Consider the following 12,441-nt stretch of genomic DNA (forward strand, 5'->3'; position numbering starts at 1 on the left):
CGCACAAGGCGTCATGTATGATTGGAACGACCTGAAGGCCTTTCTGGCCGTTGCCGAGACCGGCAGCACCCTGTCGGCGGCGCAGGCGATGCGCGTCAGCCAGACGACCGTCGCGCGGCGCATCGCCGCGCTCGAGGAAGCGACCGGCCTCAACCTGTTCGAGCGGCGGCAGGCGGGTTATGCGCTGACCCCGGTGGGCGAAGCGATGGTGGCGAGCGCGGTTGCGGTGCGCGATGCCGCCGACCGCTTCGGCGACGCGGCGGGTGCACGCTCGCGCGATGCGGGCGGCACGGTCAGCCTGACGACGATGGAAATCTTCGCGGTCACCGTCCTGCCGCCGATCCTGCGCGATCTTCGCGCCGCGCATCCCGGCATCCACATCCATCTCGACACCTCGGACGAACCGCGCGACCTCGGAGCGGGCGCCGCGGACATTGCGATCCGCAGCAGCAAGCAACCTGCGGGCGCGGGGCTCGTCGGGCGGCGCATCGCCGACAATCCCTGGACCGTCTATTGCAGCCGCGCCTATGCCGATCTGCACGGCATCCCGCACGGCCGCGCCGAGCTTGCCACCCACCCCTTCATCGGCGGCGGCGGCGGGGTCTGGGAACCCTATCAGGCGTGGCTGCGCCAGCATGGACTCGAGGAATCGGTGGTGATGCAATATGACACGGGGTCGGGGCTGCTCGCGGGCGTGCGCTCGGGTATGGGCCTCACCATCCTGCCCGCCTTCATCGCCGATCGCGAACCCGACCTGATCCGCTGCATTCCGCCGAAGACCGAAGACACCACGGGGCTGTGGCTGCTGACCCACGAACGGCTGCGCCACGTCCCGCGCGTGCGCCTCGTCCTCGATTTTCTCGCGGCAGAACTGACGAAGCTCGCGCGCGGCTAGGCGAGCGCCGCCTCCACCGCCGCATCGACGTGCAGCGCCAGCGTGTCGAACAGCGGCACCGCGCTATCGGCTTCGCCGACGAGCAGCATGATTTCGGTGCACCCAAGGACGATCGCCTCGGCGCCGTCGGCGATCAGCGCGGCGATGATCCGCCGATATTCGGCGCGCGATGCGTTGCGGATCACCCCCTGCACCAGCTCGTCGTAAATGATGCCGTGGACGACCCTGCGGTCGGCATCGCCGGGGATCATCGCCTCGATTCCCGCTGCCGCCATGCGCGCGGTGTAGAAGGGCTTTTCCATCGTGAAGGCGGTGCCGAGCAGCCCGACGCGCGAAAAGCCCGCGGCCTTGACCGCGGCGATGGCGGGGTCGGCGATGTGAAGCAGCGGCGCCGGCGTTGCCGCCTCGACCGCCTCGGCGCACAGATGCATCGTGTTCGCGCAGATCAGGAGCAGTTCGGCTCCGCCCGCCGTCAGGGACCGGGCGGCGTCGGCCATCTGGCGATCGAGCACGTCCCAGTCGCCGCTCGCCTGCAATTCGGCGATGGGCGCGAAATCGAGCGACAACAACAGGATGCGTGCCGAATGCAGCCCGCCCAGCCGCGCCCGCACGCCTTCGTTGAGCAGCCGGTAATATTGCGCCGAGCTTTCCCAGCTCAGGCCGCCGATCAGGCCGATTGTCTTCATCGCGTCCGTCCGTTCCGAAATGACTGTCCTACAATATGGTGCAGATCTAGCCTGACCGACAATGACGTGCGACGCAGCTTTCCTCCTAACCGCTACAGACGCCCTTCAGCGCCCCTCGACATGCGCGACGAAATGCCATTTGCGCGTGAAGTTACGCAGAAATATGCCGTTCCGCAGAAGCGCCTCAGCGAAGCTTCGCGCATCCCAGCGCCGCCGCGTCGATCGCGGTCGCGGCGCCGCGCAGCCGGTAAGTGTCGGCGATCGCACCGCCGGTGGCGGTGCCGCTCTCGACGCTCATGCTCGGCGCCGATCGCATCGCGGCGACGATGGCGGCGTCCATCCGCGGATCGCTCGCCCAGCCGTGCGCGCCATTGCCGGTCAGGATGAAGCGGCGGCTGCCGATCGTCAGGCGCAGCTCGCGATCCGGCGCGCGCGCTTTCGATAGGCGGACATAGAATTGCCCGCGAATGCGCGATTTCGGCCAATATCCGATGCTGGCATAGGCCTTGACCTGCGGTGTGCCGATCGTTGCCGACGGCGCGGCGAGAGCGTAGCAGCGCGGGGCCGCGGGATCGCGGAACGCACCCCAGCCATCGAAAATGCCGAGCGCCGTCGGGCCAGCGGCCAGCGCGGTGACGGGCATCGCCGCCGCTATCATGAAAAGGGAGGCCCAGCGCCGCATCGCGCCTCGTTCGCGCGATTGGGGATGCTTTGCAAGCATGGCTTGCACGCATCGTCCCGTGCGTTAAGGAAGGTGAACATTTTCAGGGGCCAGAATCGGGGTACGAATCGCCTCCGATGGTCTGTCCCTCAGGGACTTTTCCCGAGAAGCACGCAGGATGGCGGATTAGAATGAAAGCGACGATCGAACGCGCAGTGTTGTTGAAGAGCCTCGGCCACGTCCAGTCGGTGGTCGAACGGCGCAATACCATCCCGATCCTCTCGAACGTGCTGATCGAAGCCGATGCGTCGGGCCAGCTCAAATTGATGGCGACCGACCTCGACCTGCAGGTCGTCGAAACGATCGCGGCAAAGGTCGAGACGCCGGGTACGACGACCGTGTCGGCGCACACGCTTTTCGAGATCGCACGCAAGCTTCCCGAGGGTTCGGAAGTCAGCCTTGCCGCGGCTGAGGGCAAGATGCAGGTCAAGGCCGGCCGCTCGAACTTCAACCTGCCGACGCTGCCGCGCGACGATTTCCCGGTGATCGCCGAGGGTGACCTGCCGACCAATTTCGAGCTGCCCGTCGCCGAGCTGATCCAGATCATCGACAAGACGCGCTTCGCGATCTCGACCGAGGAAACGCGCTATTACCTCAACGGCATCTTCCTGCATGTCGCCGAGGATGCGTCGGGTCCGGTGCTCAAGGCCGCGGCGACCGACGGTCACCGCCTCGCGCGCTACACCGTGACGCGCCCCGACGGCGCGTCGTCGATGCCCGACGTCATCGTGCCGCGCAAATGCGTCACCGAAATCCGCAAGCTGCTCGACGAGGCCGAAGGCAATGTCGAAATCAGCCTGTCGGCGTCGAAGGTCCGCTTCCAGCTCGGCAACGCGATCCTGACCTCGAAGCTGATCGACGGCACCTTCCCCGACTATAGCCGCGTCATCCCGACCGCGAACGACAAGCTGCTCAAGGTCGATCCGAAGAGCCTCTATCAGGGCGTCGACCGCGTCTCGACGATCGCCAGCGAAAAGACCCGTGCGGTCAAGGTCGGGCTCGACAAGGACCGCATCACGCTGTCGGTCACCAGCCCCGAAAACGGCACCGCCGCCGAAGAGGTCGCGGCCGCCTATGACAGCGACGCGATGGAGATCGGCTTCAACGCCCGCTACCTCAGCGACATCCTCGGCCAGGTCGACGGCGACAGCGTCGAACTGCACCTCGCCGACGCGAATGCGCCGACGCTGATCCGCGAAAGCGAAAAGAGCCCGGCGCTCTATGTGCTGATGCCGATGCGGGTCTGACGACCCGCTAAAGCCCAAAACAAAAAAAAAGGCCCCGCACTTGCGGGGCCTTTTCTTATCCGGCCTTCGCGACCCGCCAGATCACCCCGCCGGTGTCGTCGGCGATCAGCGCGCTGCCATCCTTTGCGACCTTCACATCGGCCGGGCGGCCGCGGGTGGTCTTGCCGTCCTTGCCGAGGAACTGGTCGAGCAGGGTGACGGGCAATGCGTCGGCGGGCTTGCCGTTCGCGCCGAACTTGACGAACACAACGTCATATCCCGTGACGGGTTCGCGGTTCCACGACCCGTGGCGCGCGACGAGCACGCCGTTCGCCCAGCGCTCGCCGAGGTCGAGACCCTGCGTGAAGGTCATGCCGAGCGGCGCGGTGTGGGCGCCGAGGCCATATTCGGGGCGCTTCACATATTGCCGACGATCCTCGGCTTCGGGCTCGACGCGCGGATCGATGTAGCCGCCCCAATAATACCAGGGCCAGCCATAGAAATCGCCTTCGGTGATGTCGGTCAGATAATCGGGGACAAGGTCGCTGCCGAGCATGTCGCGTTCATTCACCACGGTCCACAGCCGGTCGGTGCCGGGGTAGAAGCCGAGCCCGACGGGATTGCGGATCCCCGCGGCAAAGGTGCGCATATATTTATTCTCGGGCCGCACCTCGAGCACGCTGGCGCGGCGGAATTCGCGGTTCATCCCGGCTTCGCCGATATTGGAGTCGGCGCCGACGCCGATATAGAGCCAGCCATTGGGTGCGGCGACGAGGCTCTTGGTCCAGTGGCGATTGGTGCCCTTCGCGGGCAGGTCGACGATTTTCGCGCCCTTGCCGCTCATCTTCGTCTCGCCCGCCACATAGGGGAAGGCGAGCAGCGCGTCGGTGTTGGCGACATAGAGCGTCGTGCCGACCAGCGCCATGCCATAGGGCGAATTGAGCCCCGTGATATAGGCGGTCTTCATCTCGGCCTTGCCGTCGCCATCGGCGTCGCGGAGCAGGGTGATGCGGTTTGCCGACGGCTTGCGGCCTGCTCCGCCCTTGCCCATCAGATTCTTCATCACCGCGCCCTGCACGCCGCCGTCCTTGCGCGGCGGACTTTGCGATTCCGCGACGAGCACGTCGCCGTTCGGAAGGACGAGGATCGTGCGCGGGTGATCGAGCCCTTCGGCAAAGCGCGCGACGGCGAGGCCTTGCGCGGCGCGCGGTGACTGTCCTGCGGGCCAGTTCGTCGCTTCGGGCACGTTGACCGTCGGGAAGCTCTCGGTGCGCTGCGATGCCATGACGGGCACCCGGCCGCTGAGTTCGGCGGTCGAGAAGCGCGCCACGTCGGGGCGCGACATGACGTAGAAGGTGATGCCGCCGGCGATCAGCAGTAGGAGCAGGGCGAGCAGGGCATATTTCAGGATCTTGCGCATGGCGCCCTGTCTACACGGGCGACGCGCGGCGTCAAAGGGGGTTGCGCGCGCGCGACAAGGTTAACCGCGGAGGCGCTTCGATTAACCTTACCCGGTTGTTCATTACGGTTGGGAACGGCACGGTGAGGGGCGAGGCGTAAGACGACCGTCCACGTAACGGACTAGGAATTCGATGCACCTCCCAGCCCCTTTTATGACCGATCGCACCGCGGTCGAAGATGCCCATGCGCTCATCAACATGCATGGCGAGGAAGCGGGTTTCGCCGCCGCAGCGCGCGCCGAGCAATATCGCGTGCTCGGCAATCATGTCCATTTCGCGCGCTGGCGCCAGATCGAACGGCTGATCACCTATCTCTCGGTCGAGGACGTCCTCGACACCGTGCACTAGGCGTTACAGGCGCAGGCCAGCCGTTTCGGGCAATCCCGCCATGATGTTGAGGTTCTGGACGCAGGCGCCGCTGGCACCCTTGCCCAGATTGTCGAGCCGCGCGACGAGGCGCGCCTGGCTGGCATCACCATTGGCAAAGACGAACAGTTCGATCCGGTCGTCGCCCGCATCCGACGCGCGAAGCAGCATTTCGCCGTCCGCCGGCGCCTCGCCCATGACGACGACGGGGCTCGCGCCATAGAAATCGGCGAGCGCGGCGCGCAGCGCGTCGGGCGATGCGGCACCGGGCATGGCATTCAGCGGCAGCGGAACCTCGACCACCATCCCCCGGTGCGCGGCGATCACCGCGGGCGAAAACAGCGGGCCGATCGACAGGCCGCACCGCGCCTGCATTTCGGGCACATGCTTGTGGCCGAGGGCGAGCGCATAGCCGCGCCATGCGATGTCGGTATCCGCTTCGAAACGTTCGATCAGCGCCTTGCCGCCGCCCGAATAGCCACTGACCGCGTGGCAGATATAGGGCCAGTCGGCAGGAAGCAGGCCCGCCTGCACGAGCGGCGCGACCAGCGCGATAAAGCCGGTCGAATAGCAGCCGGGGTTCGACACGCGCGGGGCGGCGCCAACGGCATCGTGCCCGCTGACTTCGGGAAAGCCATAGATCCAGCCCGGCGCGACGCGATGCGCGGTCGATGCGTCGATGACGCGCGTGCGGTCATTGCCGATCATCGCGACCGCTTCGCGCGCCGCATCGTCGGGAAGGCAGAGGATCACAAAATCGGCGTCGTTCAGCGCCTCGCGCCGCGCCGCAGCATCCTTGCGGCGCGCGTCGTCGAGCGTGATCAGCGCGAATTCGTTCCGCCCCGCAAGGCGCTCGGCGATTTCGAGGCCCGTCGTACCCGCCGCGCCGTCGATGAAAACCGTCTTTGTCATATCTTATCGCAGTCTTTTATATCCGCTCACCGGCGGATCATGATCCTTTGCAGCCGAACGCGCGATGACGTCGGCCAGCGGCTCGGCCTTCACCGCCATCCATCGTCGGCTGGCATGGATGATGTTGCGGTCGTCGGCCATGATGCCGACATGGCCGGGGAAGAAGACGAGGTCCCCGCGCGCGAGCGCCGCGGGGTCGACATCCTTGTCGGCGCCGAGCGCGGCCAGTTGCAGGTCGCTGTCGCGCGGCAACTGGATGCCGGCCCCGGCCCACGCAAGCTGGACGAGGCCCGAACAATCGATGCCCTTGGCGGTGCGGCCGCCCCACGCATAGGGCGTTCCGATCATCTCTTCCGCGAGCCCCGCGGGATCGTTACCCTCCGTCCCGACTTCGGCAAGCGCGGCGAGCGGCAGATAGCCGTGCGACGTCGCGAGCCATTCACCCTCGGGCTCGCCCATCACCAGCGCGCCGCGCGGCAGGACGGCAGGGCCGCCGCTCGCGGCGTCGGGGGCGCTGTGGAGCATCGCCTCGATCATTGCGACGCGATGGGTCGGTGCGATCGGCGCGGCGAGCGCCTCGGCGGCGAGATAGCCGACATAATGGTCCGCAAGGCAATAACCCCACGCCCAGCCGCCGGTGAGGTCGAGCAGCGCAAAGCCTTCGCCGAACAGCAATTCGCTCGTCTGGTCGGCGTCGACCGACGGCGATGCGCGCAGCGATGCGGCGGGGAGCACGCCGCTGCGCATCATCGGCGCGGCATAATGCGGCGCGAAATGCGTTCCGGCGACGGCGATATCGGCAAGGTCGGGGCGGATCGCGACGACGCGTGGGTCGAACGCCTGCGACGTACCCGTCAGGCCAAAGCGATCACGGCCCGCGCCGACGACGCCGGGACGCCCCATGCGCACGCGATTGGCCCCTGAATTTTCACCGCTTTTTGCTGTCACTTGCCGTCCTGTGTAAACCCGACATCCGCGCGCCGCGGACAATCGCGCGCCATTAGACCAGCAGGCCCCGCTTTATCAAGAATGTTCAGTTTTTCCCGCGCCGGTCGTAGCGCGACTGGAGCATCGCCCATGCCGCGCGCAGCCCCAGCGCGGCGCCGCCTTTCGGGCGCCCGTGCTTGGCCGCAGGGCGCCAGGCGAAGGTGTCGACATGCGCCCACAGCGCGCCCTCGGGCACGAAGCGCTTCAGGAACAGTGCCGCCGTAATCGTCCCGGCGAAGGGCGAACTGCCCGCATTGCCAAGGTCGGCGATGTCGGTTTCGAGCAGGTCGGCATAGCCATCCCACAAGGGCATCCGCCACAGCGGGTCGTCACGCTCGATCCCGCCCGTCAGCATCGCGTCGGCGAGCGCATCGTCGTTTGCGAAAAGCGGCGGCAGGTCGGGGCCGAGCGCCACGCGTGCGGCGCCCGTCAGCGTCGCGAAATCGACGATCAGTTCGGGCTTGTCCTCGCCGGCCCTCGCCAGCGCATCGCCGAGCACCAGACGGCCTTCGGCGTCGGTGTTGCCGATCTCGACCGTCAGGCCGAGGCGGCTCTTGAGCACGTCGCCAGGACGAAAGGCGTCGGCCGAGATGGCGTTTTCGGCGGCGGCGACAAGACAGTGCAATCGCACGGGCAGCCCGCTCGCCATCACCAGCTCGGCGAGCGCGAGGACATGTGCGGCGCCGCCCATATCTTTCTTCATCAGCCGCATTCCCGCCGCGGGCTTGATGTCGAGCCCGCCGCTGTCGAAGCTGATCCCTTTGCCGACCAGCGCGACGCGGGGATGGTCGTCCTTGCCCCACTCGATCTCGATCAGGCGCGGCGCGTGATGCTTCGCGGCCGCGCGGCCGACCGCGTGGATCATCGGATAGCCCTGTTCGAGCGCCTCGCCCTTGGTGACGCTGAGCCTGCCGCCATGCGCCTTCGCGATGCGTTCGGCGGCTTTCTCGATCGCCGCGGGTCCCATGTCGGCTGCCGGCGTGTTGACGAGGTCGCGGACGAGCGCGACCGCGCGCATTTCGGCGACCAGCGGCGCGATGGCGCCGACGTCGCTGGTCAACAGGACGCGCGGGCCCTTGGTCGGCGGGTTCGATTTATAGGTGTCGAAGCGATACTGCGCGCTCATCCAGCCGAACAGCGCCTTGCCCGGCTGCTGGCCTTCGAGGCGGTAGCGGCCCTCGGGCAGGATCTGCCCCAGCTTGGCGAGACACCATGCCGACAGGCTGTCGACCCTGGCGACCGTCGTGACGACGGCCCATTTTTCGGGGTCGTCGCCGGGCAGGATCGCGTGGACGAAGGCGTCGGGTTTGAAGCCGACCGCGGCGAGATGCGCGCGCTCGCGCGCGTTTCGACCCTTGAGCCATTCGTCATAGCCTTGCTTGTCGACGAGATGGATCGTGCGGGCATCCTGTCCCTTGTCGGGCTGGATCAGGTCGGAATAGTCGGTCATGCGGCCGTGCTAGGCCGCTTGGGATATTTTGTCGATTCCCGGCGTTATGCCTGAATGATGACTGCAAATTCCCGGCGTGAAGCCATCCCGATCCTTGCCGCAGCCTTGCTGCTTGCAGGGTGTTCCGAGGACAAGCCGACACCGGCGGAGAAGGCGGCGGCGGCGGCCGTTCCCGGCGCCCCGCCCGGCGGCGCGGCCGATGTCGCCGCGAAAAATGCGCCCGCATCGAACGTCAAGGAAAGCAACGACCTGATCGAGTTTGCCTACTCCTATCCGCGCGATGCGGCGGCGATCCCCGAATTGGCCGCGTGGCTCGACGGCGATCGCGCGACGAAACGCGACGCGCTGATCGCCGCGGCGCAGCGTGACCAGGCGGCGGCCGAGAAGGGCGGATTTCCCTATCGTGCGCATAGCCATCTGCAGGCGTGGCAGCGGGTCACGAGCACACCGCGCTTCCTCAGCCTGTCGGCGGAGATCGGAACTTATACGGGCGGCGCGCACGGCATGACGAATTTCGACACTTTGCTGTGGGACCGCAACCGGCGCAAGCAGCTCAAGCCGCTCGATTTGTTCACGAGCGGGGAAGCGTTCGACGCGGCGATAAGGGATAGCTTCTGCGACGGCATCAAGCGCGCAAAGGCGGCAAAAGGCATCGTCGCCGACGAGGCGCCCGACAGTGTCTTTGCCAAATGCCCGCCCGCTTCGGCGCAGACGGTGTGGCTCGGCTCCACCGACGGGCGCTATCTCGACCGGATGACGATTGCGATCGCGCCTTATGAAGTCGGCGCCTTTGCCGAGGGCAGCTACAAGATCAACGTGCCCGTGACCGGCGCGCTCGTCCGCGCATTGAAGGACGAATATGCGCGCGATTTTCTCCCCATCAACTAAGCCGAAGGACAAGGTCATGGCGAAGCAGCCCAAAGCTGGCAAGGTTGGCGAAAGCGCGAAAGAGAAGAAGGGCAAGCGGAGCGCCGCGGCGAAGCTGCGCCGCGCCGTGGGGTCGGGCAAGACGATTGCGAAACCGCCATCCGACCGCGAAGCCGACCTCGACCGCGCGCCCAGATGGCAGCCGCGCTATCCGGGATCGGGGCGCCTTGACGGCAAGGTTGCGATCGTCACCGGCGGCGACAGCGGGATCGGCCGCGCGGTGTGTGCGCTCTTCGCGCGCGAAGGCGCCGATATCGCGATCGTCCATCTCGAGAACCGCGCCGACGCCGCCGAAACCGCCGCGATCGTCGAAGCCGAGGGGCGCCGCGCGATCGCGTTCAAGGCCGACGTCGGCAAGGCGAAGGCGGGCGAAAAGATCGTCGCGCAAACTGTCGACAAGCTTGGCCGTCTCGACATCCTCGTCAACAATGCCGGCGAACAACATCCGGCGGAGGATATTCGCGATATCAGCCCCGAGCAGCTTCAGCAGACTTTCGCGACCAACATCTTCGGCATGTTCTACCTCGTTCAGGCGGCGTTGCCGCACCTGAAAAAGGGTGCGGCCATCGTAAATTGCACCAGCGTCACCATGTATCAGGGGTCAAAGGCACTGCTCGATTACAGCGCCACCAAAGGGGCGATCACCGCATTCACCCGCTCGCTCAGCGAAAATCTGGTAGGCAAGGGCATCCGCGTGAACGCGGTCGCGCCGGGGCCGATCTGGACCCCGCTCAACCCGCGCGGCGGCGCGCCGGCGAATAAGGTCGCGACCTTTGGTGAGGGCACGCCGATGAAGCGCCCGGGCGAACCCAATGAAGTCGCGCCCGCCTTCCTCTTCCTCGCGTGCGACGACAGCAGCTATATGTCGGGCCAGGTGTTGCATCCCAATGGCGGCACGATCGTTAATGGCTAGCGGGGCGGGCAAGGAGAATATCCATGCCAGCCAAATCGAAAGCCCAGCAGAAAGCCGCCGGCGCCGCGCTCAGCGCCAAGCGCGGCGACACGCCCAAGTCGAAACTCAAAGGCGCATCGAAAGAGATGGCCGAGAGCATGACCGAAAAACAGCTCGAAGACTTCGCGAAGGGCTCGACCAAGGGCAAGCCCGAACACGTCGACTAGGTTTACTCCGCGGCTTCGAGCTCCGCCGGAGCCGCCGCCGCTTTCGCCTGCGCGTTGGTGAAGGTCAGCACCCCGTCGGCGATCGCGCCGGTGCGCATGTCGACCCGGTCCTGCACATAATTCTGGCTGAGCCGCCAGGGCAGCGCGACCGTGCTCTTCGGCATGATATGCAGTGAACGCTGGATATAGCCCGACGAGAAGTCGAAGACATTTTCCTCTTCGAGGCTCGACGGGTCGGCGAGCGCGGGGGTCGCGACGGTCGTCCCGGTATCGCGCATATGGTTGAGCACGCGGCATACATATTCGGACACGATGTCGGCGCGCAGCGTCCAGCTCGCGTTGAGATAACCGAACACCGCCGAGAAGTTCGGCACGTTCGAGAACATGCACGCCTTGTAATAGAAATGATCGTGCCAATCGACGGGCGCGCCGTCGACGCGCACCGGGATCTTGCCGGCGACCGCGAGCTTGAGGCCCGTCGCCGTGACGATGATATCGGCGTCGAGATGCTTGCCCGATTTGAGCTGTATGCCCGTCGCGTCGAATTTCTCGATATGATCGGTCACCACCGACGCCTTGTCGGCCTTCATCGCCTCGAAGAAATCGGCGTCGGGGACGAGGCACAGCCGCTGGTCCCACGGATTATAGGGCGGGGTGAAGGCTTCGGCGTCGTAACGGTCGCCCAGGCTCTCCTGCAGCTTCTTGGTCAGGAACTCCTTGACCTTCTCGGGCTTCTCGCGCGCACGGCGGAAGGCGAGGTCCTGCAGCCGGACATTCTTGAAGCGGGTGATCTTGTATGCGAGCTCTTCGGGCAGGAATTTGCGCAGGAAGTTCGCGAAGCCATCCTTCGCCGGACGGATGAAATACCAGGTCGGCGTGCGTTGCAGCATCGTGACGTGCGCGGCTTCCTTCATCGACGGGACGATGGTGACCGCGGTCGCGCCCGATCCGATCACGACGACCTTCTTGTCCTTGTAGTCGAGATCTTTAGGCCAGAATTGCGGATGGATGATCTGGCCCTGGAAATCCTCGCGGCCTGCAAACTGGGCGTCGAAAGGTTCGTCGTAATCATAATAGCCAGAGCCGAGATAGAGCCAGCGCGCGGTCGTGGTCGAGGTCGCGCCCTTGCTGTCCTCCATCGTCACCGTCCAGCGTGCGGCGGCGCTGTCCCAATCGGCGCCGACGACCTTGCTGTCGAGGCGGATGCGCTCGCGAATATGGCGTTCGTCGACGATGCGGTTGAGATATTCGAGGATCGACGGGCCGTCGGCGATCGACTTCTCATGCTTCCACGGCTCGAACACAAAGCCGAGCGTGTGCATGTCGCTGTCCGAACGAATGCCGGGGTAGCGGAACAGATCCCAGGTGCCGCCTAGCTGTTCGCGGCGCTCGACAAGCGCGAAGCTGCGGTCGGGGCAATTCATCTGGAGATGCACCGCCATGCCGATTCCGGAAATGCCCGCGCCGACGATCAGCACATCCTGATCGACCGGTGCAGCTTTCGCATCCGCGGGGCGTTCCATCGTCGCCGTGCCTGCCATCATCCTGTCTCCCGACTATGTTTGATGGGTAGATTACGCACCGCGTTTCATTTTGCAATCGAATTGACGTTTACGGAAAGTGCGGCGGCGATGAAGCGTCCTTGTCGCTGTCACATTATTGTCATAGGGGCGTAGCCACTTTGTCAGCCAT

13 protein-coding genes are annotated in these 12,441 nt (G+C 65.8%); 6 read left to right on the forward strand and 7 right to left on the reverse strand.

The annotated features are described in order from the left end of the window. Nucleotides 1–13: 13 nt before the first annotated feature. Complete coding sequence (locus tag ACIPPQ_RS04205; protein ID WP_446542937.1) at nucleotides 14–895, forward strand: LysR family transcriptional regulator; 882 nt, start codon at nucleotides 14–16, stop codon at nucleotides 893–895. Here ACIPPQ_RS04205 and ACIPPQ_RS04210 read toward each other — a convergent pair. Next, nucleotides 892–1,581: an aspartate/glutamate racemase family protein gene (locus ACIPPQ_RS04210; protein ID WP_446542938.1), complete on the reverse strand. Its 690-nt coding sequence runs from the start codon at nucleotides 1,579–1,581 to the stop codon at nucleotides 892–894. The genes ACIPPQ_RS04205 and ACIPPQ_RS04210 overlap by 4 nt on opposite strands. Before the next feature lie 184 nt (nucleotides 1,582–1,765). Next, on the reverse strand, nucleotides 1,766–2,263 hold the full coding sequence (locus tag ACIPPQ_RS04215) for a hypothetical protein (protein ID WP_446542939.1): 498 nt from the start codon (nucleotides 2,261–2,263) through the stop codon (nucleotides 1,766–1,768). A gap of 170 nt (nucleotides 2,264–2,433) precedes the next feature. On the opposite strand from ACIPPQ_RS04215, the gene dnaN reads away from it, so the two are divergent. Then, complete coding sequence (gene dnaN, locus ACIPPQ_RS04220; RefSeq protein ID WP_446542940.1) at nucleotides 2,434–3,549, forward strand: DNA polymerase III subunit beta; 1,116 nt, start codon at nucleotides 2,434–2,436, stop codon at nucleotides 3,547–3,549. A 55-nt stretch (nucleotides 3,550–3,604) separates the two neighbouring features. Here dnaN and ACIPPQ_RS04225 read toward each other — a convergent pair whose 3' ends face one another. After that, nucleotides 3,605–4,948: a PQQ-dependent sugar dehydrogenase gene (locus ACIPPQ_RS04225; protein ID WP_446542941.1), complete on the reverse strand. Its 1,344-nt coding sequence runs from the start codon at nucleotides 4,946–4,948 to the stop codon at nucleotides 3,605–3,607. 172 nt (nucleotides 4,949–5,120) lie between these two features. Here ACIPPQ_RS04225 and ACIPPQ_RS04230 point away from each other — a divergent pair, with 172 nt between their 5' ends. Then, a complete protein-coding gene (locus ACIPPQ_RS04230) occupies nucleotides 5,121–5,336 on the forward strand; it encodes a hypothetical protein (RefSeq protein WP_446542942.1) in 216 nt (71 codons plus the stop codon). Nucleotides 5,337–5,339: 3 nt separating this feature from the next. On the opposite strand, the gene argC is transcribed toward ACIPPQ_RS04230, so the two are convergent. The 3 genes from argC to ACIPPQ_RS04245 all read right to left on the reverse strand — a co-directional run bounded on the left by argC (nucleotide 5,340) and on the right by ACIPPQ_RS04245 (nucleotide 8,703). Then, nucleotides 5,340–6,266, reverse strand: a complete 927-nt coding sequence (gene argC / locus ACIPPQ_RS04235; protein ID WP_446542943.1) for an N-acetyl-gamma-glutamyl-phosphate reductase — start codon at nucleotides 6,264–6,266, stop codon at nucleotides 5,340–5,342. A 3-nt stretch (nucleotides 6,267–6,269) separates the two neighbouring features. Further along, the gene (locus tag ACIPPQ_RS04240) at nucleotides 6,270–7,214 is read right to left on the reverse strand and encodes a C40 family peptidase (RefSeq protein ID WP_446542944.1); all 945 of its coding nucleotides are present in this window, start codon (nucleotides 7,212–7,214) and stop codon (nucleotides 6,270–6,272) included. A gap of 85 nt (nucleotides 7,215–7,299) precedes the next feature. Further along, the gene (locus ACIPPQ_RS04245) at nucleotides 7,300–8,703 is read right to left on the reverse strand and encodes a leucyl aminopeptidase family protein (RefSeq protein WP_446542945.1); all 1,404 of its coding nucleotides are present in this window, start codon (nucleotides 8,701–8,703) and stop codon (nucleotides 7,300–7,302) included. 57 nt (nucleotides 8,704–8,760) lie between these two features. Between ACIPPQ_RS04245 and ACIPPQ_RS04250 the strand changes: the two genes are divergently transcribed. Genes ACIPPQ_RS04250 through ACIPPQ_RS04260 form a run of 3 tightly spaced genes read left to right on the forward strand, consistent with a single transcriptional unit; the run spans nucleotide 8,761 to nucleotide 10,749 of the window. Beyond that, complete coding sequence (locus tag ACIPPQ_RS04250; RefSeq protein WP_446542946.1) at nucleotides 8,761–9,591, forward strand: DUF4163 domain-containing protein; 831 nt, start codon at nucleotides 8,761–8,763, stop codon at nucleotides 9,589–9,591. A gap of 16 nt (nucleotides 9,592–9,607) precedes the next feature. Next, complete coding sequence (locus tag ACIPPQ_RS04255; protein ID WP_446542947.1) at nucleotides 9,608–10,543, forward strand: SDR family oxidoreductase; 936 nt, start codon at nucleotides 9,608–9,610, stop codon at nucleotides 10,541–10,543. 23 nt (nucleotides 10,544–10,566) lie between these two features. Further along, the gene (locus ACIPPQ_RS04260) at nucleotides 10,567–10,749 is read left to right on the forward strand and encodes a DUF3008 family protein (protein ID WP_037511241.1); all 183 of its coding nucleotides are present in this window, start codon (nucleotides 10,567–10,569) and stop codon (nucleotides 10,747–10,749) included. Nucleotides 10,750–10,751: 2 nt separating this feature from the next. Here ACIPPQ_RS04260 and ACIPPQ_RS04265 read toward each other — a convergent pair whose 3' ends face one another. Continuing rightward, nucleotides 10,752–12,290: a flavin-containing monooxygenase gene (locus ACIPPQ_RS04265; RefSeq protein ID WP_446543110.1), complete on the reverse strand. Its 1,539-nt coding sequence runs from the start codon at nucleotides 12,288–12,290 to the stop codon at nucleotides 10,752–10,754. Between the last annotated feature and the right edge of the window lie 151 nt (nucleotides 12,291–12,441).

The organism is Sphingopyxis sp. LARHCG72, assembly GCF_052871675.1.